A 21,070-nucleotide genomic window follows, 5' to 3' on the forward strand; every position below is an offset into this window, starting at 1 on the left:
GTGTCAGTGGAACTTTGGCAGCAGTGCGTGGAGCTTTTGCGCGAGGAGCTGCCTGCCCAACAATTCAACACCTGGATCCGTCCACTACAGGTCGAAGCCGAAGGCGACGAGTTGCGCGTCTACGCACCGAACCGTTTCGTGCTGGACTGGGTCAACGAAAAGTACCTGGGACGCGTCCTCGAACTGCTGGATGAGCACGGCAACGGCATGGCGCCTGCGCTTTCCTTATTAATAGGCAGCAAGCGCAGCTCGGCGCCGCGTGCAGCACCGAATGCTCCGTTGGCCGCTGCGCAAGCTTCCCAGGCTCAGGCCAATGCCGCGCCAGCGAACACGCCAGCGCCAGCCCCGGCGCCCGCTCCGGCCAAGCGTTCCACGCAGAAAACCGCTGAAGTCAGCGAAGAGCCATCTCGCGACAGCTTCGACCCGATGGCCGGTGCCGCCTCGCAACAGGCCCCGGTTCGCGCCGAACAGCGCACCGTGCAGGTCGAAGGCGCGCTTAAGCACACCAGTTACCTGAACCGCACATTCACCTTTGAGAATTTCGTCGAAGGTAAATCCAACCAGCTCGCTCGCGCGGCGGCCTGGCAAGTGGCGGACAATCCCAAGCATGGCTACAACCCACTCTTCCTTTATGGTGGCGTTGGCTTGGGTAAGACCCATTTGATGCACGCGGTGGGTAACCATCTATTAAAGAAGAACCCGAATGCCAAGGTCGTGTACCTGCATTCCGAGCGTTTCGTGGCCGATATGGTCAAGGCGCTGCAACTGAACGCAATCAATGAGTTCAAGCGTTTCTACCGTTCGGTGGATGCTTTGCTGATCGACGACATTCAGTTCTTCGCCCGGAAAGAGCGTTCCCAGGAAGAGTTTTTCCACACCTTCAACGCCCTGCTTGAAGGTGGTCAGCAGGTCATTCTCACCAGTGACCGCTATCCGAAAGAAATCGAAGGCCTTGAAGAGCGCCTCAAATCCCGCTTCGGCTGGGGCCTGACGGTTGCCGTCGAGCCGCCGGAGCTGGAAACCCGCGTAGCGATCTTGATGAAGAAGGCCGACCAGGCCAAAGTCGACTTGCCACACGATGCGGCGTTCTTCATTGCCCAGCGCATTCGCTCCAACGTCCGTGAGCTGGAAGGCGCGCTGAAACGCGTGATCGCTCACTCGCACTTCATGGGCCGCGACATCACCATCGAGTTGATTCGCGAATCCCTGAAAGACTTGTTGGCGTTGCAGGACAAACTGGTCTCTGTGGATAACATTCAGCGCACTGTCGCCGAGTACTACAAGATCAAGATCTCCGACCTGCTGTCCAAGCGCCGTTCGCGCTCGGTCGCTCGTCCGCGTCAGGTCGCCATGGCGTTGTCCAAGGAACTGACCAACCACAGCCTGCCGGAAATCGGCGATGTGTTTGGCGGTCGCGACCACACGACTGTTTTGCACGCCTGCCGCAAGATCAACGAACTTAAGGAATCCGACGCGGACATCCGCGAGGACTACAAGAACCTGCTGCGTACACTGACCACTTGATGAACACCAGCGCAGCTTATTAAGGCAAGGGACTAGACCATGCATTTCACCATTCAACGCGAAGCCCTGTTGAAACCCCTGCAACTGGTCGCAGGCGTCGTCGAGCGCCGACAGACCTTGCCGGTACTCTCAAACGTGCTGCTGGTTGTCGAAGGCCAGCAATTGTCGCTGACCGGTACCGACCTCGAGGTCGAGCTGGTCGGTCGTGTGCAACTTGAGGAGCCGGCTGAAACAGGTTCCATCACCGTGCCTGCGCGCAAGCTGATGGACATCTGCAAGAGCCTGCCCAACGATGCGCTGATCGACATCAAGGTCGACGAGCAGAAGCTGGTGGTAAAGGCTGGCCGTAGCCGCTTCACACTGTCGACCCTGCCGGCCAACGATTTTCCGACTGTGGAAGAAGGCCCAGGCTCGCTGACGTGCAGCCTGGAGCAAAGCAAACTGCGTCGTCTGATCGAACGCACCAGCTTCGCCATGGCCCAGCAGGACGTGCGCTACTACCTCAACGGCATGCTGCTGGAAGTCTCGGAAGGCATCATCCGCGCAGTGGCCACCGATGGTCACCGTCTGGCGATGTGCTCGATGAAGGCCGATATCGGTCAGCCGGATCGCCACCAGGTGATCGTACCGCGCAAAGGTATTCTCGAGCTGGCGCGTCTGCTCACCGAGCCGGACGGTAATGTCAGCATCGTCCTGGGTCAGCACCACATCCGCGCGACCACCGGCGAATTCACTTTCACCTCCAAACTGGTCGACGGCAAATTCCCTGACTACGAGCGCGTTCTGCCGAAGGGCGGCGACAAGCTGGTGCTCGGCGATCGTCAGGCTCTGCGTGAAGCGTTCAGCCGTACCGCGATTCTGTCCAACGAGAAGTACCGTGGTATTCGTCTGCAGCTGGCCAGCGGTCAGTTGAAGATCCAGGCTAACAACCCGGAGCAGGAAGAAGCGGAAGAGGAAGTGGGCGTTGAATACAACGGCGGCTCCCTGGAAATCGGCTTCAACGTGAGCTACCTGCTCGACGTGCTGGGCGTGATGACCACCGAGCAGGTTCGTCTGATCCTGTCCGACTCCAACAGCAGTGCGCTGGTGCAAGAGTCCGACAACGACGATTCGGCTTACGTTGTCATGCCGATGCGTCTGTGATCAGCTGACCCTGGATGTCCTTAAGTCGTGTTTCGGTCACCGCGGTGCGCAATCTGCACCCGGTGACCTTCTCCCCCTCCCCCCGCATCAATATTCTTTACGGCGCCAACGGCAGCGGCAAAACCAGTGTTCTGGAAGCCATTCATCTGCTGGGGCTTGCCCGTTCGTTTCGTAGCACGCGGTTGTTGCCGGTCATTCAGTACGAGCAACTCGCCTGCACCGTGTTCGGTCAGGTCGAATTGGCCGAGGGTGGGCACAGTGCGTTGGGGATATCGCGCGACCGTCAGGGCGAGTTCCAAATCCGCATTGACGGCCAGAACGCTCGTAGCGCCGCACAGCTTGCGGAGATTCTGCCGCTACAGTTGATCAATCCGGACAGCTTCCGTCTGCTGGAAGGCGCGCCGAAGATTCGCAGGCAATTTCTCGACTGGGGTGTGTTCCACGTCGAGCCACGGTTCATGGCCACTTGGCAGCGCTTGCAGAAGGCCCTGCGCCAGAGAAACTCTTGGCTGCGGCATGGTACACTTGACGCCGTTTCGCAAGCGGTTTGGGACAGGGAACTGTGCCAGGCCAGCGCTGAAATCGATGAATACCGCCGCGCTTACATCAAAGCCTTGAAACCAGTCTTTGAACAAACCTTGAGCGAACTGGTTGAGCTTGAAGGTTTGACGCTGAGCTATTACCGAGGCTGGGACAAAGACCGCGAATTGAGTGCCGTACTTGCCGGATCCCTGCAACGGGATCAGCAGATGGGTCACACCCAAGCCGGGCCACAACGAGCTGATTTGCGTCTTAGATTGGGCGCGCACAACGCCGCGGACATCTTGTCCCGGGGTCAGCAGAAGTTGGTGGTCTGTGCCTTGCGGATTGCCCAAGGGCATCTGGTGAGCCAGGCCCGACGCGGTCAGTGTATTTATCTTGTGGATGACTTGCCGTCCGAACTGGACGAGAGCCACCGCCGTGCGCTGTGCCGTTTGCTGGAAGACTTACGCTGCCAGGTGTTTATCACCTGTGTAGATCACGAATTATTGAGGGAAGGCTGGCAGACGGAAACGCCAGTCGCTTTGTTCCACGTGGAACAGGGCCGTATCACCCAGACCCACGACCATCGGGAGTGAAGGCATTGAGCGAAGAAAATACGTACGACTCAACGAGCATTAAAGTGCTGAAAGGCCTGGATGCCGTACGCAAACGTCCCGGTATGTACATTGGTGACACCGACGATGGCAGCGGTCTGCACCACATGGTGTTCGAAGTGGTCGACAACTCGATCGACGAAGCCCTCGCTGGCCACTGCGACGACATCAGCATCATTATCCACCCGGATGAGTCCATCACCGTTAAAGATAACGGCCGTGGCATCCCGGTAGACGTGCACAAAGAGGAAGGCGTTTCCGCCGCCGAGGTCATCATGACCGTCCTCCACGCTGGCGGTAAGTTCGACGATAACTCCTACAAGGTATCCGGCGGTCTGCACGGTGTAGGTGTGTCGGTAGTGAACGCGTTGTCCGAAGAGCTGGTACTGACCGTTCGCCGCAGCGGCAAGATCTGGGAACAGACCTACATCCACGGCGTACCTCAGGCACCGATGGCCATCGTTGGCGACAGCGAAACCACCGGCACCCAGATTCACTTCAAGCCATCGGCTGACACCTTCAAGAATATCCACTTCAGCTGGGACATCCTGGCCAAGCGTATTCGTGAACTGTCCTTCCTTAACTCCGGTGTCGGCATCGTCCTCAAGGACGAGCGCAGCGGCAAGGAAGAGCTGTTCAAGTACGAAGGTGGTCTGCGTGCGTTCGTTGAATACCTGAACACCAACAAGACTGCGGTCAACCAGGTGTTCCACTTCAACATCCAGCGTGAAGACGGCATCGGCGTGGAAATCGCCCTGCAGTGGAACGACAGCTTCAACGAGAACCTGTTGTGCTTCACCAACAACATTCCGCAGCGCGACGGCGGTACCCACCTGGTGGGCTTCCGTTCGGCACTGACGCGTAACCTGAACAACTACATCGAGCAGGAAGGTCTGGCGAAGAAGCACAAAGTCGCCACCACCGGTGACGATGCCCGTGAAGGTCTGACCGCGATCATCTCGGTGAAAGTGCCGGATCCGAAGTTCAGCTCCCAGACCAAAGACAAGCTGGTGTCTTCCGAAGTGAAGACCGCGGTCGAGCAGGAGATGGGCAAGTACTTCTCCGACTTCCTCTTGGAGAACCCTAACGAAGCCAAGCTGGTTGTCGGCAAGATGATCGATGCCGCCCGCGCCCGTGAAGCCGCGCGCAAGGCCCGTGAGATGACCCGCCGCAAAGGCGCGCTGGACATCGCCGGCCTGCCGGGCAAGCTCGCTGACTGCCAGGAAAAAGATCCTGCGCTGTCCGAACTGTACCTCGTGGAAGGTGACTCCGCGGGCGGCTCTGCCAAGCAGGGACGTAACCGCAAGACCCAGGCCATCCTGCCGCTCAAGGGCAAGATCCTCAACGTCGAGAAAGCACGTTTCGACAAGATGATCTCGTCCCAGGAAGTGGGCACCCTGATCACCGCACTGGGCTGTGGCATCGGTCGCGACGAGTACAACATCGACAAGCTGCGTTATCACAACATCATCATCATGACCGATGCTGACGTCGACGGTTCGCACATCCGTACCCTGCTGCTGACCTTCTTCTTCCGTCAGTTGCCGGAGCTGATCGAGCGTGGCTACATCTACATCGCCCAGCCGCCGTTGTACAAGGTCAAGAAAGGCAAGCAAGAGCAATACATCAAAGACGACGACGCCATGGAAGAGTACATGACGCAGTCGGCCCTGGAAGATGCGAGCCTGCACCTGAACGACGAAGCCCCGGGCATTTCCGGTGAAGCGCTGGAACGTCTGGTGAATGACTTCCGCATGGTGATGAAGACCCTCAAGCGTCTGTCACGCCTGTACCCACAGGAACTGACCGAACACTTCATCTACCTGCCGGCCGTCAGCCTGGAAACGCTTGGCGATCATGCAGCCATGCAAGATTGGCTGGCTCAGTACGAAGTCCGTCTGCGCACCAACGAGAAGTCCGGTCTGGTCTACAAGGCCAGCCTGCGTGAAGATCGTGAACGTGGCGTGTGGCTGCCAGAGGTCGAACTGATCTCCCACGGTCTGTCGAACTACGTCACCTTCAACCGCGACTTCTTCGGCAGCAACGACTACAAAACCGTCGTCACTCTCGGCGCGCAGCTGAGCACCCTGCTCGACGAAGGCGCCTACATCCAGCGTGGCGAGCGCAAGAAAGCGGTCACTGAGTTCAAGGAAGCTTTGGACTGGCTGATGGCCGAAAGCACCAAGCGTCATACCATTCAGCGATACAAAGGTCTGGGCGAGATGAACCCGGATCAGCTGTGGGAAACCACCATGGACCCAAGCGTGCGTCGCATGCTGAAAGTCACCATCGAAGACGCCATTGGCGCAGACCAGATCTTCAACACCCTCATGGGTGATGCGGTCGAACCTCGCCGTGAGTTCATCGAGAGCAATGCGTTGGCGGTTTCCAACCTGGATTTCTGATCCCGGTCGGCGGCTCCAACGAAAAAGGCCAACGCATTGCGTTGGCCTTTTTTATTACCCGCTATTTACTCGCCCGCCGACGTCACACTCTCCAACCGATACCCATACCCGTAAATCGTCAGCAACTGCCAACCGCGATCCGCCGTCAGCCCCAGCTTGTTACGCAACCGATAGATATGCGTATCCAGCGGTCTTGAGGAGGCTACTTCCTCATGTGGCCAAAATCGCTCATACAGGTAATCGCGCGACAGGGGTCGCCCTAAATTGCTGAACAGGCACCGAGCCAGCCGATACTCGCGCTCAGTCATAACGATCGGTATGCCCTCACGGGTGACGGTCAATTCGGCATCGTCGAAGATCAGGTCATTGAAGGTGAGTACTTCGGCAGCAGGTGTGCGTGGCTGGCTGTGCCGGCGCAGCACTGCGGCGACCCGGGCTTTCAGTTCATTGGGCCGGAACGGTTTGCTGACGTAGTCGTCGGCGCCGGCGTTGAGGGCCTGGACGATATCGCTTTCGCCATCGCGGCTGGTGAGCATGATCGCCGCAGGCGGCGCTTCCATGTGTTCGCGGGTCCAGCGCAGCAACGCCAGTCCGGAGAGATCTGGCAGTTGCCAGTCGAGGACCAGCAGATCGAAGGTTTCCCGGCGCAGCTGTCGCAGCAAGTCTTCACCGCGCTCGAAGCTGTGCAGCGACCATGGCTGTTCTCCGACCTCGGCCATCTGTTGCAAGGTCTGCTCGACCCGGCGCAGCTCGGCGGGTTCGTCGTCCAGTATCGCAACGCGCATACGCGGTGGTTCCTTGTTGCTGGGGCAGTTGGTCGTCAACCTTAGTCGCTCGGCCATCGCTATGAAAGGAAGCAGCCCGCCGTTGGTCGACGTCCGCTATGATTCTTCGGGTCATGTCTCAGACCTGTGACCTATGAAACCATTCACCCGCCCTACCCCTTTTTCCCATGAATGACCGCAGACGGCACGAAAGCCGCGAGCCGAGCCAGGTGCAGCGACTGTTTCGCCAGTTGGTGCGTGAGTGGTTGTGGATAAGTCTAGTGCTGTTGCCGCTGACTGCCCTGTTGTCTTATCGCGCTCAGATAAACTTGCCCGATGCTTCTCCGGCAGCGGGTGCCCTACTCTCGGTGGGCTTGGTGGCTTGCGTGCTGGGCCTACTGCTGTGGCGGCCGCGCCTGGCACTTTGGATGACACTGATTGGCATGGCATGCGTGTTGATTACCAGCGCCGGCCTGGCGCAAATGCGCCTATGGTGGTCGCCGACGCCAGCGGTGCTGGGCATGCTGTTTGGCTATCTGATCTGGAACTGGCGCCGGCTCAGCGTGGTGCTGACGTACTTCGGCTGGGAATTGGCGCGGCTCGACAGCGAACCGAAAGTGTTTCCCGAGCGCCGCCGCACGCAATTTACCGGCGCTGATCGCTTGCAGGGCCAAATCATGGCACTCGAACAAGCCATGAGCCGCACCCGCGATACCCGGCGGTTCATCGCGGACGGTCTGGAGTATTTGCCCGTTGCCACACTGATTAGCGACCCCAAGGGACGAATCCTGTTGGGCAATCGCAAGGCTCGCCTTCTGTTCGATCAGGCGCTGGTGGGCGACGATGTTCTCGATCAACTGGCACAGCTCGGTTATCCCGAGTTGTCGGCAGCGCCGCGCCCAACATTGTCCGCCCTGCCACTGCTGGAGTTTCGCGATCACAAGGAACGCAGCCTGCGCCTGGAGCGTGCCGCGTTGTTGCCGGTGGACGGTGACACGCCAATCGGTTGGTTGCTGAGCCTGACCGACCTCAGCGCTGAACGCGCCGCCGAAGAACAACGCGGCGTCTTGCTGCGCTTCCTGTCCCACGATCTGCGCGCGCCGCATTCGGCTATCCTCGCTCTGCTCGATGTTCACCGCCATCAGGCTGGCGCGGATTCTCCGCTGTTCGAGCAGATTGAACGTCAGGTGCGCCGCGCGCTTTCCTTGACTGACGGCTTCGTGCTGTTGGCGCGGGCGGAATCCGAGGCCTATCAGTTCCAGCCCAGTCTGTTTGCGATGCTGGTCCTCGACGTGGTGGATCAGGCATTGCCCATCGCCCAACAACAACGTATCGAGTTGCTCCACGACATGGACGAGCAAGCACAGGAGCGGCTGGTGCTGGCCGACCAGGGATTGCTGACCCGCGCACTGTTCAATTTGCTGGAAAACGCCATCAAGTACAGCCCGGCCGATACCGCGATTGAGCTGCGCGTCACTTGCCACAACGAATGGCTACGCTGCGAGATTAGGGATCAGGGCAAAGGCATTGCCGCCGAAGAACTCCCCGATTTGTTCACCCAGTATCGGCGCTTTTCTTCGGCTCACGGCATCGATGGTGTTGGCCTTGGATTGTCGATGGTTAAAGCCGTGATCGATCATCATGGCGGCCGGATCGAGTGCTTTAGCGTGGTCGATCAAGGCACAACGTTCGTGCTTGAGTTGCCTTTGATCGCTGATTGATAAGGCACAAAAAAACCGGCTATATCAGCCGGTTTTTTTACTTCCGAAAAAAACTTATGCACCTTTTACGGTGTTTTATGAGCTTGAGAAATATATAAGTAAATCAATTACTTAAGATCAATATTCAGGCATTTTCAACAAAACCGTACACAGGTTATCCACAAAATCTCAGACAGCCAGCTGATCACTCGCAGCCGGCGCTTGCGGGGCCGGTGGCAGTGAACCCATTTCGCGCTGGGTCTTCTCGTTCCAGGCCTGCACCCGGTCGTTCAGCTCGGCGATAGCACGCGGGCCAGTGCCTTCGGCGAACATCGGTTCACCAATGACCACCGTGATCACTCCGGACATCTTGCCCCAGCCGACTTTCGGCCAGAACTTGCCCGCATTGTGTGCAATCGGCAGGACCGGAAGCGCCGCATTTACTGCCAATGCGCTGCCACTGCGCGAGAACTTGCCGACAGTGCCAAAAGGAACGCGCGTACCTTCCGGAAAGATCAGCACCCAAACGTTGTCCTTGAGCAGTTCATCACCCTTTGCAGCGACTTGTTTCAGCGCCGCTTTCGGGTTGTCGCGATCAATGGCAATCGGCCGCAGCATGGCCATGGCCCAGCCGAAGAACGGCACGTAAAGCAATTCGCGCTTGAGCACCTGGCTCAGAGGCGAGAAATAGGCGGAGAGAAAAAACGTCTCCCAAGTGCTCTGGTGGTTCGACTGAATCACGCAGGGCCGGTCAGGCACGTTTTCCGCGCCTTTGATTTCGTAACGGATACCGAGGAACACCTTGGTCAACCACAAGGCGCAACGGCACCAGTACACGTTGATAAAACGATAGCGCGCCTTGAATGGCAGAAAGGGCGCGATGAAAAAGCTCAGGCTGCACCACAGCAAGGACGTGGTGCCCAGCAGCAGATAAAAAAGGAAAATTCTGAAGGCCCGCAGTATCGACATGGCGACGTTTACCGTTACGGGGCAATGCCCGTCTGTTCAAGCGCACTCCCGATCAATCCCTGGTCAGGAATTTCAGAAGTACTCTAGTTGTGGATAAGTTCTGCGGCAATCGCCGCCAGATCGTCAAAAATCAGAGTGCCAACCGGCAGGGTTTTGCCCTGAGTCTTTTCGCCTTTCCCGGTCTTTACCAAAACTGGCTGTGAATCGACGGCTTTGGCGGCCTCCAGGTCACCAAGGCTGTCGCCGACGAACCAGACATTCGTCAGCGCCACGTTGTAATGCTCGGCGATGGTTTTCAACATGCCCGGTTTCGGCTTGCGGCAATCGCAGCCTTCATCCGGCCCATGCGGGCAGTAAACGATCAGCCCGACTTCACCGCCCTGCTCCGCCACCAACTCGCGCAGGCGCGCGTGCATGGCGTCGAGGGTAGCGAGGTCGTAGTAGCCGCGAGCAATGCCCGACTGGTTGGTGGCGACCGCCACCGTCCAGCCGGCCTTGCTCAACTGCGCAATCGCCTCGATCGAACCGGGCAAAGGAATCCACTCCTCCACCGACTTGATGTAAGCGTCGGAGTCGTAATTGATCACTCCGTCCCGATCGAGAATCAGCAGTTTCAACAGCAATCCCTCAACCCAGCAGCGAGATGTCGGCAACACCGAGGAACAAGCCACGCAGACGCGCCAGCAGCGCGTAACGGTTGGCCCGAACCTTGGCGTCTTCGGCATTGACCATCACCGCGTCGAAGAACGCGTCGACCGGCTCACGCAATGCCGCCAGGCGTGCCAGCGATTCGTTGTACTGACGCGCTGCGGCCATTGGCTGAACAGCCTGGTCAGCCTGCTGGATCGCCGAGTACAGCGAGAACTCGTTGGCGTTGTCGAAGTACTTGGCTTCGACCACGGTCGGCACCGAGCCTTCAACCTTGCTCAGCAAGTTCGAAACACGCTTGTTCACCGCCGCCAGTGCTGCGGCTTCCGGAAGTTTGCGGAAGGCCTGTACCGCTTGCACACGCTGGTCGAAGTCCAGCGCCGAACCCGGCTTCAGGGCACGTACCGACAGGTAAGTGGCCACATCGACGCCTTCGTCTTCGTAACGCGCACGCAGACGATCGAAGATGAACTCCAGCACCGACTCGTTGAGGCCGGCAGCCTTGACCTTGGCGCCGAACGCATTCACGGCGAAGGCCACGGCGTCGTTCAGGTCCAGATCCAGTTGTTTCTCGATCAGGATGCGCAGCACGCCAAGTGCCGCACGACGCAGGGCATACGGGTCTTTGCTGCCGGTTGGCAGCATGCCGATACCGAAGATGCCGACCAGAGTGTCAAGCTTGTCGGCGATAGCGACGGCTGCACCGGTCAGGGTCGCAGGCAGTTCAGCACCGGCACCGCGCGGCATGTACTGCTCGTTCAGCGCCAGCGCGACGTCTTGCGGCTCGCCATCATTGAGGGCGTAGTAGTAACCGGCGACACCTTGCATTTCCGGGAACTCGCCGACCATTTCGGTGGCCAGATCGCACTTCGACAGCAGGCCTGCGCGGGCCGCCCACGATGCGTTGCCGCCGATGCGTGCGGCGATGTACGCCGCCAGTTTCGATACGCGCTCGGCCTTGTCGTAGACGCTGCCGAGTTTTTCCTGGAAGACCACGTTTTTCAGGCGATCGTTGAACACTTCGAGCTTCTGCTTCTTGTCTTGCTTGAAGAAGAACTCGGCGTCGGTCAGACGTGGGCGAACCACTTTCTCGTTACCGGCGATGATCTGCTGCGGATCTTTGCTCTCAATGTTGGCCACAGTAATGAAACGTGGCAGCAACTTGCCGTCGGCATCCAATAGGCAGAAGTACTTCTGGTTGTCCTGCATGGTGGTGATCAGCGCTTCTTGCGGCACGTCGAGGAAGCGTTCCTCGAATGAGCACACCAGCGGCACCGGCCATTCAACCAGCGCGGTCACTTCGTCGAGCAGTGCTGGCGGCACGATCGCTGTGCCTTCCTGACGGGTGGCCAGCTCTTCGGTGCGCTTGCTGATGATCTCGCGACGCTCGTTGGCGTCAGCCAGAACGTAGGCAGCACGCAGGTCGGCCAGGTAGCTCGACGGCGAACCGATGCGCACGCTTTCCGGGTGATGGAAGCGGTGGCCACGGGAGTCACGGCCAGCCTTCTGCGCGAGGATGGTGCAGTCGATGACCTGGTCACCGAGCAGCATCACCAGCCATTGGGTCGGACGCACGAATTCTTCTTTGCGCGCACCCCAACGCATGCGTTTCGGGATCGGCAGGTCGTTCAGCGAATCTTCGACGATGGTCGGCAGCAGGCTCGCGGTCGGCTTGCCGGCGATGCTTTGGCTGTAGCGCAGTTTCGGACCGCTCTGGTCGATTTCGCTCAGCTCGACGCCGCACTTCTTGGCAAAACCCAAGGCTGCCTGCGTCGGATTGCCTTCAGCGTCGAACGCCGCCTGACGTGGCGGGCCGTCGAGGTTGATGCTGCGATCCGGCTGCTGGGTAGCCAGCGCAGTAATCAGCACAGCCAGACGACGCGGCGCCGCGTAGACGGTTTTGCTCTCATAGCTCAGGCCGGCGGCTTGCAGGCCCTTGTCGATACCGGCGAGGAACGCGTCAGCCAAAGTGTTCAGGGCTTTGGGTGGCAGTTCTTCGGTGCCCAGTTCAACCAGAAAATCTTGCGCACTCATTGTGCAGCCTCCAGCTTGGCCAGTACTTCGTCACGCAGGTCCGGGGTCGCCATCGGGAAGCCCAGCTTGGCGCGGGCCAGCAGGTAGGCTTGAGCGACGGAACGCGCCAGGGTGCGAACGCGCAGAATGTATTGCTGACGCGCAGTCACCGAGATTGCCCGGCGCGCATCCAGCAGGTTGAAGGTGTGCGAAGCCTTCAACACCATTTCGTAGCTCGGCAACGGCAGCGGCTGGTCGAGCTCGATCAGGCGCTTGGCTTCGCCTTCATAGAAGTCGAACAGTTCGAACAGCTTGTCGACGTTGGCGTGTTCGAAGTTGTAAGTGGACTGCTCCACTTCGTTCTGGTGGAACACGTCGCCGTAAGTCACTTTGCCCATTGGGCCGTCAGCCCAGACCAGGTCGTAAACCGAATCCACGCCTTGCAGGTACATGGCCAGACGCTCGAGACCGTAGGTGATCTCGCCGGTCACCGGGTAGCACTCGATGCCGCCCGCCTGCTGGAAGTAAGTGAACTGAGTCACTTCCATGCCGTTGAGCCAGACTTCCCAGCCCAGACCCCAGGCGCCGAGGGTCGGCGATTCCCAGTTGTCTTCGACGAAGCGAATGTCGTGGACCAGCGGGTCCAGACCGACATGCTTGAGGGAGCCCAGGTACAGTTCCTGGAAGTTATCCGGGTTCGGCTTCAGGACGACCTGAAACTGATAGTAGTGCTGCAGACGGTTCGGGTTTTCGCCGTAACGGCCGTCAGTCGGACGGCGGCTTGGCTGCACGTATGCGGCGTTCCAGGTTTCCGGGCCGATGGCGCGCAGGAAGGTCGCGGTGTGGAAAGTGCCGGCGCCTACTTCCATATCGTAGGGCTGAAGTACCACACAACCTTGCTCGGCCCAGTATTGCTGGAGCGCGAGGATCAAGTCTTGGAAGGTACGCACGGCTGGCGTAGGCTGGCTCACGAAATTCACCTGTTTCTTGGGCTGCGATTTAAAGAGCGGGAGTATACCCGATTCGTTGCTGCGCACGCCCCCTGGAGCCTTATGCCACGCTGCTTTTGGTGTACCGAAGATCCGTTGTACATGGCTTATCACGATCAGGAGTGGGGCACGCCGCTACGCGATGCGCAGGGTTTGTTCGAGTTGCTTTTGCTCGAAGGGTTCCAGGCCGGGCTGTCCTGGATCACCGTATTGCGCAAACGCGAGCGTTATCGCGAGGTGTTGTTCGGCTTCGACGTGCAGCGCGTGGCGCAGATGAGCGACGCCGAAATCGACGAATTGATGCTTGACCCCGGCATCATCCGTAACCGCCTCAAACTCAATGCCGCCCGGCGCAATGCCCAGGCCTGGCTGGCGCTGGAGGACCCGGTGGCGTTTCTTTGGTCGTTTGTCGGGGACCAACCGATCATCAATCATTTCAAGGATCGCAGCGAAGTCCCGGCGATCACCCCCGAAGCGCTGGCGATGAGCAAAGGCCTGAAAAAGGCCGGGTTTACGTTCGTCGGACCGACCATTTGCTACGCGTTGATGCAGGCCTCGGGCATGGTCATGGATCACACGCAGGATTGCGACCGCTACGCGCAGCTCGCCAACGGCGGTTAGAATGCCCGCCTCGCGCACAGCACAAAGATCAGGAGTGACCTGTGGAAAAGTTTAAAGGCGCCTTGCTGGTAGGCGCTCTGCGGCTGTTTGCCCTGTTGCCATGGCGGGCCGTGCAGGCCGTGGGTTCGGCGATTGGCTGGATCATGTGGAAAACCCCCAACCGTTCCCGCGACGTGGTGCGGATCAATCTCGCCAAATGTTTTCCACAGATGGACCCGGCCGAACGTGAGCGTCTGGTCGGTCAGAGTCTCAAAGACATCGGCAAGTCCCTGACCGAAAGCGCCTGCGCGTGGATCTGGCCGGCGCAGCGTTCCATCGATCTGGTGCGCGAAGTCGAAGGCCTCGACATCCTCAAGGACGCATTGGCTTCGGGCAAAGGCGTTGTCGGTATCACCAGCCACCTGGGCAACTGGGAAGTGCTCAACCACTTCTATTGCAGCCAGTGCAAACCGATCATTTTCTACCGTCCGCCAAAGTTGAAGGCTGTGGATGAATTGCTGCGCAAGCAACGCGTGCAACTGGGCAACAAAGTTGCCGCGTCGACCAAGGAAGGCATCCTCAGTGTCATCAAGGAAGTGCGCAAGGGTGGTGCAGTGGGCATTCCGGCTGACCCGGAACCGGCCGAATCCGCCGGAATCTTCGTGCCGTTCTTCGCCACGCAGGCGCTGACGAGCAAGTTCGTGCCGAACATGCTGGCCGGTGGCAAAGCCGTCGGCGTGTTCCTGCATGCGCTGCGCCTGCCCGACGGTTCCGGCTACAAAGTCATCCTCGAAGCTGCACCGGAAGCGATGTACAGCACCGATACCGAGACCTCCTGCGCCGCCATGAGCAAAGTCGTCGAGCGTTATGTCGCGGCGTATCCGAGCCAGTACATGTGGAGCATGAAGCGCTTCAAGAAACGTCCGCCGGGTGAAGCTCGCTGGTACTGAGGCGTTAGAGATGTGATTGGCATGATCTGTGGATAACCTCATCGTCGAGGTTATCCACAACCGTTCATTCAAGGGCGCAGCAGATGTCCGAACACCGCAAATCGTTTCGCATCAAGATCACCCACGACAGCTTCGGCGAATGCCTCGGGCAGACGCGCAATCTTACGCCTACCGGGGTGTATGTGCAGCATCCGGGTCTGACGTCATTGCCCAAAGGCGCAGTGGTTTACGGCCAGGTGCAGGGTTTACCCACAGGCGCGCCGCGAGTGCGGATGGAAGTGGTGACGGTGGATGCCGAAGGTATCGGCCTGCGTTACCTGTAGATTATTGCGCCTGACGATCGAGCTTCTTCAGAAACACCGCCATTTCCTTTTCGGCCTGCTTGTCGCCATGGGCGCGGGCCGCTTCCAGACCCTGTTCCCATGCCTGCCGCGCAGCGGCGTGATCACCCTGCGCCAGTTGCGCCTTGCCCAACAGCTTCCACGCTGCCGAATACTTCGGATCGAAACCGACACAGCGCTGAAAATGCTCGGCCGCCTTGGCGTTTTCGCCCAAATCCAGATAACCCTTGCCCAAGCCGAAGCGCAGCAGAGCGTTATCCACACCCTTGGCGAGCATTTTTTCCAGGGATTCGAGCATCGGTGGATTCCTTTCTTGGAAGCGTCAGGTGTTGATGGGGTTTATTGAGACCGCCTTCGCGAGCAGGCTCGCTCCCACAGGGGAAACGCATTCCAAATGTGGGAGCGAGCCTGCTCGCGAAGGGGCCAGTGCCATCAGCGCAAACCTCAGAAGAAGCTCAACCCCACATGAAACAGCTTCTCCACATCACGAATATGCTTTTTATCCACAAGGAACAGAATCACATGGTCACCCGCTTCGATCACTGTGTCGTCGTGGGCGATGATCACCTGTTCATTGCGAATCACCGCGCCGATGGTGGTGCCCGGTGGCAGGCCGATCTTCTCGATGGGCTTGCCGATCACCTTGCTCGACTTCGCATCACCGTGGGCAATCGCCTCAATGGCTTCCGCCGCCCCGCGGCGCAGTGAGTGCACGCTGACGATATCGCCACGGCGCACGTGGGCCAGCAAGGTGCCGATGGTAGCCAGCTGCGGGCTAATGGCGATGTCGATGTCGCCGCCCTGAATCAGATCAACGTAAGCCGGGTTGTTGATGATGGTCATCACCTTCTTCGCCCCTAGCCGTTTGGCCAGCAGCGACGACATGATGTTGGCTTCGTCATCGTTGGTCAGCGCAAGGAAGATATCGGCGTCGGCGATGTTCTCTTCCATCAGCAAGTCGCGGTCCGACGCACTGCCCTGCAATACCACGGTGCTGTCGAGGGTGTCGGAGAGATAGCGGCAGCGTGCCGGGTTCATCTCGATGATCTTCACCTGATAACGGCTTTCGATGGCCTCGGCCAGACGCTCGCCGATCTGCCCGCCGCCAGCGATGACGATGCGTTTGTAGGTCTCATCGAGACGGCGCATTTCGCTCATCACCGCACGAATATCCTCACGGGCGGCGATGAAGAAGACTTCGTCATCGGCCTCGATCACCGTATCGCCCTGGGGCAGGATCGGCCGGTCACGGCGGAAAATCGCCGCGACGCGGGTTTCGACGTTCGGCATGTGCTCGCGCAACTGACGCAGTTGCTGGCCCACCAGCGGCCCGCCGTAATAGGCGCGCACGGCCACCAGTTGTGCCTTGCCTTCGGCGAAGTCGATTACCTGCAAGGCACCGGGATGCTGGATCAGGCGCTTGATGTAGTTGGTGACCACCTGCTCGGGGCTGATCAGCACGTCGACCGGAATCGCTTCGTTCTGGAACAGCTGCTCTTCGCGGTTGAGATAGGAGGCTTCGCGCACCCGGGCAATCTTGGTCGGGGTATGGAACAGCGTGTGCGCAACCTGACAGGCGACCATGTTGGTTTCGTCGCTGTTGGTCACCGCCACCAGCATGTCGGCGTCGTCGGCGCCGGCCTGACGCAGCACCGACGGCAGCGAGCCACGACCCTGCACCGTGCGGATGTCGAGGCGGTCGCCGAGGTCGCGCAAGCGCTCGCTGTCAGTGTCGACCACCGTGATGTCGTTGGCTTCGCTCGCCAAGTGTTCGGCCAGCGAACCGCCGACCTGACCTGCACCGAGGATGATGATTTTCATCCAGTCACTCCGTTGAATCCGTTTAGCCGCGCGCGGCAGCGATCTTGATCAGCTTGGCGTAGTAGAACCCGTCGTGCCCGCCCTGCTGGGCCAGCAATTGGCGACCATGGGGCTGCTTGATCCCGGCGGTGATTGCCAAGTCCAGCTCCCGTGCGCCCGGCGTGCGCTCAAGGAACGCGGCAATCACTTCGGTGTTCTCGGTCGGCAAAGTCGAGCAGGTGGCGTAAAGCAGGATGCCGCCCACTTCGAGGGTTTTCCACATCGCGTCGAGCAACTCGCCTTGCAGCTGCGCGAGGGCGGCGATGTCGTCGGCCTGGCGGGTCAGCTTGATGTCCGGGTGGCGGCGGATGACGCCGGTGGCCGAGCACGGCGCGTCGAGCAGGATGCGCTGGAACGGCTTGCCGTCCCACCATTTGTCGATGTCACGACCGTCGGCGGCGATCAGTTCGGCGCTCAGGCCCAGACGCTCGAGGTTTTCTTTCACTCGAAACAGACGCTTGGCTTCCAGATCCACCGCCACCACGCCGGCCAGCGCCGGTTCGGCTTCGAGGATGTGGCAGGTCTTGCCGCCGGGTGCGCAGCAGGCGTCGAGCACACGCTGCCCTGGCGCCAGATCCAGCAGATCGGCGGCCAGTTGCGCGGCTTCGTCCTGCACGCTGATCCAGCCCTCGGCGAACCCCGGCAGGCTGCGCACATCGGTGGCGGCTTCGAGGATGATGCCGTCGCGGCTATAGACGCACGGAGTTGCTGCGATGCCGGCCTCGGTCAGCAGACCGAGGTAGGCGTCGCGGCTGTGATGGCGGCGGTTGACCCGCAGGATCATCGGCGGATGCGCGTTGTTGGCTGCGCAGATGGCTTCCCATTGCTCAGGCCAAAAGGCCTTGAGGGATTTTTGCAGCCAGCGCGGGTGAGCGGTGCGCACCACCGGATCGCGTTCCAGCTCGGCGAAAATCGTTTCGCTTTCGCGCTGGGCATTGCGCAGCACGGCGTTGAGCAGACCCTTGGCCCAAGGCTTTTTCAACTTGTCGGCGCAACCCACGGTTTCGCCGATGGCGGCGTGGGCCGGCACGCGGGTGTAGAGCAATTGGTAGAGCCCGACCAGCAGCAGCGCCTCGACATCGGCGTCGGCAGCCTTGAACGGCTTCTGCAGGAGCTTTTCCGCTAGCGCCGACAGACGTGGCTGCCAGCGTGCGGTGCCGAACGCCAGATCCTGAGTGAAGCCGCGATCGCGATCCTCAACCTTGTCCAGTTGTGTCGGCAGAGAGCTGTTGAGCGAGGCTTTGCCGCTGAGTACGGCGGCGAGTGCCTTGGCGGCGGCCAGACGCGGGTTCATTGCGCGTCCACCACTGCGCCGAGCACGGTGCCAACGGCGAATTTCTCACGACGGCTGTTGAACAGGTCACTGAAGTTCAGCGCCTTGCCGCCGGGCAATTGCAGGCGTGTCAGGCAGAGCGCCTGCTCGCCGCACGCGACGATCAGGCCGTCCTTGCTGGCGCTGAGGATGGTACCGGGTGCGCCGTTGCCTTCGGCGAGATTGGCCGCCAGCACTTTCAGCGCTTCGCCATTGAGCGTGCTGTGGGTGATCGGCCATGGATTGAAGGCGCGAACCAGACGTTCCAGCTCAACGGCCGGGCGACTCCAGTCGATGCGCGCCTCATCCTTGTTCAGTTTGTGCGCGTAGGTGGCGAGTTCGTCGTTCTGCACTTCGCCCTCCAGCGTTCCGGCAGCCAGACCGGCAATCGCCTGCACCACGGCGGGTGGGCCCATTTCGGCGAGACGGTCGTGGAGACTGCCGCCGGTGTCGTCGGCGCTGATCGGCGTAACGACTTTGAGCAGCATCGGCCCGGTGTCGAGGCCCGCTTCCATGCGCATCACGGTCACGCCGCTTTCGGCATCGCCCGCTTCGACAGCACGCTGGATCGGCGCCGCACCGCGCCAGCGTGGCAGCAACGAGGCATGGCTGTTGATGCAGCCCAGACGCGGAATATCCAGCACCACTTGCGGCAGGATCAGGCCGTAGGCGACCACCACCATCAAGTCCGGCTTCAGTGCGGCGAGTTCAGCCTGAGCGTCAGCGTTGCGCAAAGTCGGCGGCTGCAACACCTGGATATTATTTTCCAGCGCCAGCTGTTTAACCGGGCTCGGCATCAGTTTTTGTCCGCGACCGGCCGGACGATCCGGTTGGGTGTAGACCGCAACGATCTCGTAAGGGCTGCTCAGCAGGGCCTTGAGGTGTTCGGCAGCGAATTCCGGGGTGCCGGCAAAAACGATGCGCAGTGGCTCAGTCATGAAGGAGTCTCATAAAAAGAAAAAGGCTTGCCGCGGCAAGCCTTTGAAGGAGGGCATCAAGCGTTCTGGCGATGCAGCTTTTCCAGTTTCTTCTTGATCCGGTCGCGTTTGAGCGTGGACAGGTAGTCGACGAACAATTTGCCGTTGAGGTGGTCGCATTCGTGCTGGATGCACACCGCGAGCAGGCCTTCGGCGATCAGTTCATAGGGCTTGCCGTCGCGGTCCAGCGCCTTGATCTTGACCTTTTGCGGGCGGTCGACGTTTTCGTAGAAACCCGGCACCGAAAGGCAACCTTCCTGGTACTGATCCATTTCGTCAGTCAGCGATTCGAACTCGGGGTTGATGAACACCCGTGGCTCGGTGCGGTCTTCGGAAAGGTCCATCACGACGATACGTTTGTGCACGTTGACCTGGGTCGCGGCAAGGCCGATGCCCGGCGCTTCATACATTGTTTCAAACATGTCATCGACCAACTGACGCACTTCGGCGTCCACTACAGCCACAGGCTTGGCGATAGTACGCAGACGCGGGTCCGGAAATTCGAGGATGTTTAAAATGGCCATAGGCTGATTGCTGCACGTATTGAGTAAAGTCGGATCGATGGCCTGGCAGGTCCGAAGATGCAGGCTACCGTTGTGAAGCGTAGCTTCTGCATTTGGCAGAAGCGAGCCACGGGGGCTCTGACGGTTCACGCGAACGCACATGATAAAGGGATTCACTGCATGAGGAAAACACTACTCGCCCTGCTGCTGTTGGCCTCGGCCGGCGCGGTGCAAGGGCAAGTGCAACTCAGGGATGGTTTTCCGCAGCAATACACGGTGGTTTCGGGGGATACACTCTGGGATATTTCCGGAAAATACCTGCGCGAGCCTTGGCAATGGCCACAACTGTGGCGGGCCAACCCGCAGATCGAAAACCCCAATCTGATCTATCCCGGCGACACGCTGACGCTCAGTTACGTCAACGGCCAGCCGCGCCTGACCCTCAATCGCGGCGAGTCGCGCGGCACCATCAAGCTCTCGCCACGCATTCGTACCAGCCCGGTGGCTGAGGCGATTCCGAGTATTCCGCTGAAATCGATCAACAGCTTTCTGCTGAGCAACCGCATCGTCGACAAGGTCGAGGATTTCGACAAGGCGCCGTACATCGTCGCCGGTGACGCGGAACGCGTGCTCAGCGGCACCGGCGACCGGATCTTTGCCCGTGGCCATTTCGATCCGAATCAACCGGTCTACGGGATCTTCCGTCAGGGCAAGGTCTATACCGATCCGCAAACCAAGGAATTTCTGGGGATCAACGCCGACGACATTGGCGGCGGTGAAATCGTTGCCACCGAAGACGACGTCGCCACCCTCGCCCTGCAGCGCACCACCCAGGAAGTGCGCCTCGGCGACCGCTTGTTCAGCGGCGAAGAGCGCTCGATCAATTCGACCTTCATGCCCAGTGCTCCGACCACCGACATCAATGGCCTGATCATCGATGTCCCACGCGGCGTCACGCAGATCGGTGCGATGGATGTGGTTACGTTGAACAAGGGCAAACGCGACGGCCTGGCCGAAGGCAATGTGTTGGTGGTGATGAAAACCGGTGAAACCGTGCGCGACCGGGTGACCGGTCAACCACTTAAAATCCCCGACGAACGGGCCGGGCTGCTGATGGTTTTTCGCACCTACGACAAACTCAGCTACGGCTTGGTCCTCAACGCTTCACGCTCGCTGGCGGTGCTCGACAAGGTGCGAAATCCGTAAGCGTGCTTAACAAGTTACCAACAGAGTTAT

Annotated in this window: 19 protein-coding genes; 9 read left to right on the forward strand and 10 right to left on the reverse strand. The window is 59.8% G+C overall.

Annotated features, from left to right (window positions below):
- From dnaA to gyrB, 4 genes are read left to right on the forward strand one after another with little or no spacing between them, the layout of a single operon-like run.
- Entirely contained in the window at positions 1-1,524 is a 1,524-nt protein-coding gene (gene dnaA / locus ACA069_RS00005; RefSeq protein ID WP_187677235.1) for a chromosomal replication initiator protein DnaA, read from the forward strand.
- Positions 1,525-1,563: 39 nt separating this feature from the next.
- Positions 1,564-2,667, forward strand: a complete 1,104-nt coding sequence (gene dnaN, locus ACA069_RS00010; RefSeq protein WP_007911887.1) for a DNA polymerase III subunit beta — start codon at positions 1,564-1,566, stop codon at positions 2,665-2,667.
- A gap of 14 nt (positions 2,668-2,681) precedes the next feature.
- Positions 2,682-3,785, forward strand: coding sequence for a DNA replication/repair protein RecF (recF, locus tag ACA069_RS00015; RefSeq protein ID WP_007911886.1), 1,104 nt, complete (start codon positions 2,682-2,684; stop codon positions 3,783-3,785).
- A gap of 5 nt (positions 3,786-3,790) precedes the next feature.
- Positions 3,791-6,208: a DNA topoisomerase (ATP-hydrolyzing) subunit B gene (gene gyrB / locus ACA069_RS00020; protein ID WP_187677237.1), complete on the forward strand. Its 2,418-nt coding sequence runs from the start codon at positions 3,791-3,793 to the stop codon at positions 6,206-6,208.
- A gap of 65 nt (positions 6,209-6,273) precedes the next feature.
- Here gyrB and ACA069_RS00025 read toward each other — a convergent pair whose 3' ends face one another.
- Positions 6,274-6,993 carry a response regulator transcription factor gene (locus tag ACA069_RS00025; protein ID WP_489880157.1) on the reverse strand — a complete coding sequence of 240 codons (720 nt, stop codon included), beginning with the start codon at positions 6,991-6,993 and terminating at the stop codon, positions 6,274-6,276.
- A gap of 167 nt (positions 6,994-7,160) precedes the next feature.
- Here ACA069_RS00025 and ACA069_RS00030 point away from each other — a divergent pair, with 167 nt between their 5' ends.
- Entirely contained in the window at positions 7,161-8,693 is a 1,533-nt protein-coding gene (locus ACA069_RS00030) for a sensor histidine kinase (protein WP_497615747.1), read from the forward strand.
- Between the two features lie 168 nt (positions 8,694-8,861).
- Here the strand turns inward: ACA069_RS00030 and ACA069_RS00035 are convergent, their stop codons facing one another.
- From ACA069_RS00035 to glyQ, 4 genes are all read right to left on the reverse strand, one after another.
- On the reverse strand, positions 8,862-9,641 hold the full coding sequence (locus ACA069_RS00035) for a lysophospholipid acyltransferase family protein (protein WP_401272136.1): 780 nt from the start codon (positions 9,639-9,641) through the stop codon (positions 8,862-8,864).
- 83 nt (positions 9,642-9,724) lie between these two features.
- Positions 9,725-10,264, reverse strand: a complete 540-nt coding sequence (gmhB, locus tag ACA069_RS00040; protein ID WP_305440623.1) for a D-glycero-beta-D-manno-heptose 1,7-bisphosphate 7-phosphatase — start codon at positions 10,262-10,264, stop codon at positions 9,725-9,727.
- A gap of 4 nt (positions 10,265-10,268) precedes the next feature.
- A complete protein-coding gene (gene glyS, locus ACA069_RS00045) occupies positions 10,269-12,323 on the reverse strand; it encodes a glycine--tRNA ligase subunit beta (protein WP_497615749.1) in 2,055 nt (684 codons plus the stop codon).
- Positions 12,320-13,273: a glycine--tRNA ligase subunit alpha gene (glyQ, locus tag ACA069_RS00050; RefSeq protein WP_034152298.1), complete on the reverse strand. Its 954-nt coding sequence runs from the start codon at positions 13,271-13,273 to the stop codon at positions 12,320-12,322. The genes glyS and glyQ overlap by 4 nt, the downstream gene beginning before the upstream one ends.
- A gap of 81 nt (positions 13,274-13,354) precedes the next feature.
- Between glyQ and ACA069_RS00055 the strand changes: the two genes are divergently transcribed.
- The 3 genes from ACA069_RS00055 to ACA069_RS00065 all read left to right on the forward strand — a co-directional run bounded on the left by ACA069_RS00055 (position 13,355) and on the right by ACA069_RS00065 (position 15,164).
- Complete coding sequence (locus ACA069_RS00055; protein WP_034152197.1) at positions 13,355-13,912, forward strand: DNA-3-methyladenine glycosylase I; 558 nt, start codon at positions 13,355-13,357, stop codon at positions 13,910-13,912.
- A 41-nt stretch (positions 13,913-13,953) separates the two neighbouring features.
- Entirely contained in the window at positions 13,954-14,841 is an 888-nt protein-coding gene (locus ACA069_RS00060; protein WP_305440626.1) for a lysophospholipid acyltransferase, read from the forward strand.
- A gap of 83 nt (positions 14,842-14,924) precedes the next feature.
- Positions 14,925-15,164, forward strand: coding sequence for a PilZ domain-containing protein (locus ACA069_RS00065; RefSeq protein WP_401268220.1), 240 nt, complete (start codon positions 14,925-14,927; stop codon positions 15,162-15,164).
- 1 nt (position 15,165) lies between these two features.
- Here ACA069_RS00065 and ACA069_RS00070 read toward each other — a convergent pair whose 3' ends face one another.
- The 5 genes from ACA069_RS00070 to def form a co-directional block, all read right to left on the reverse strand.
- On the reverse strand, positions 15,166-15,480 hold the full coding sequence (locus ACA069_RS00070; protein WP_497615753.1) for a tetratricopeptide repeat protein: 315 nt from the start codon (positions 15,478-15,480) through the stop codon (positions 15,166-15,168).
- A 146-nt stretch (positions 15,481-15,626) separates the two neighbouring features.
- Positions 15,627-17,003 carry a Trk system potassium transporter TrkA gene (gene trkA, locus ACA069_RS00075; RefSeq protein WP_497615755.1) on the reverse strand — a complete coding sequence of 459 codons (1,377 nt, stop codon included), beginning with the start codon at positions 17,001-17,003 and terminating at the stop codon, positions 15,627-15,629.
- Between the two features lie 22 nt (positions 17,004-17,025).
- Positions 17,026-18,336, reverse strand: a complete 1,311-nt coding sequence (gene rsmB / locus ACA069_RS00080; RefSeq protein ID WP_497615756.1) for a 16S rRNA (cytosine(967)-C(5))-methyltransferase RsmB — start codon at positions 18,334-18,336, stop codon at positions 17,026-17,028.
- Entirely contained in the window at positions 18,333-19,292 is a 960-nt protein-coding gene (gene fmt / locus ACA069_RS00085) for a methionyl-tRNA formyltransferase (RefSeq protein WP_401268225.1), read from the reverse strand. The genes rsmB and fmt overlap by 4 nt, the downstream gene beginning before the upstream one ends.
- Positions 19,293-19,348: 56 nt before the next feature.
- Positions 19,349-19,855 carry a peptide deformylase gene (gene def / locus ACA069_RS00090; RefSeq protein WP_187677249.1) on the reverse strand — a complete coding sequence of 169 codons (507 nt, stop codon included), beginning with the start codon at positions 19,853-19,855 and terminating at the stop codon, positions 19,349-19,351.
- A gap of 159 nt (positions 19,856-20,014) precedes the next feature.
- Here def and ACA069_RS00095 point away from each other — a divergent pair, with 159 nt between their 5' ends.
- Positions 20,015-21,040, forward strand: coding sequence for a LysM peptidoglycan-binding domain-containing protein (locus ACA069_RS00095; protein WP_187677250.1), 1,026 nt, complete (start codon positions 20,015-20,017; stop codon positions 21,038-21,040).
- Positions 21,041-21,070: the final 30 nt, after the last annotated feature.

It is taken from the genome of Pseudomonas sp. LBUM1652 (genome assembly GCF_059716105.1).

Excerpts from the sequence above, each read along its gene's own strand:
- def (WP_187677249.1), bottom strand. The coding sequence starts at position 19,855 with ATGGCCATTTTAAACATCCTCGAATTTCCGGACCCGCGTCTGCGTACT.
- trkA (WP_497615755.1), bottom strand. The coding sequence starts at position 17,003 with ATGAAAATCATCATCCTCGGTGCAGGTCAGGTCGGCGGTTCGCTGGCC.
- ACA069_RS00030 (WP_497615747.1), top strand. The coding sequence starts at position 7,161 with ATGAATGACCGCAGACGGCACGAAAGCCGCGAGCCGAGCCAGGTGCAG.
- ACA069_RS00070 (WP_497615753.1), bottom strand. The coding sequence starts at position 15,480 with ATGCTCGAATCCCTGGAAAAAATGCTCGCCAAGGGTGTGGATAACGCT.
- recF (WP_007911886.1), top strand. The coding sequence starts at position 2,682 with ATGTCCTTAAGTCGTGTTTCGGTCACCGCGGTGCGCAATCTGCACCCG.
- ACA069_RS00035 (WP_401272136.1), bottom strand. The coding sequence starts at position 9,641 with ATGTCGATACTGCGGGCCTTCAGAATTTTCCTTTTTTATCTGCTGCTG.
- ACA069_RS00065 (WP_401268220.1), top strand. The coding sequence starts at position 14,925 with ATGTCCGAACACCGCAAATCGTTTCGCATCAAGATCACCCACGACAGC.
- dnaN (WP_007911887.1), top strand. The coding sequence starts at position 1,564 with ATGCATTTCACCATTCAACGCGAAGCCCTGTTGAAACCCCTGCAACTG.
- rsmB (WP_497615756.1), bottom strand. The coding sequence starts at position 18,336 with ATGAACCCGCGTCTGGCCGCCGCCAAGGCACTCGCCGCCGTACTCAGC.
- ACA069_RS00025 (WP_489880157.1), bottom strand. The coding sequence starts at position 6,993 with ATGCGCGTTGCGATACTGGACGACGAACCCGCCGAGCTGCGCCGGGTC.
- glyS (WP_497615749.1), bottom strand. The coding sequence starts at position 12,323 with ATGAGTGCGCAAGATTTTCTGGTTGAACTGGGCACCGAAGAACTGCCA.
- ACA069_RS00055 (WP_034152197.1), top strand. The coding sequence starts at position 13,355 with ATGCCACGCTGCTTTTGGTGTACCGAAGATCCGTTGTACATGGCTTAT.
- fmt (WP_401268225.1), bottom strand. The coding sequence starts at position 19,292 with ATGACTGAGCCACTGCGCATCGTTTTTGCCGGCACCCCGGAATTCGCT.
- ACA069_RS00095 (WP_187677250.1), top strand. The coding sequence starts at position 20,015 with ATGAGGAAAACACTACTCGCCCTGCTGCTGTTGGCCTCGGCCGGCGCG.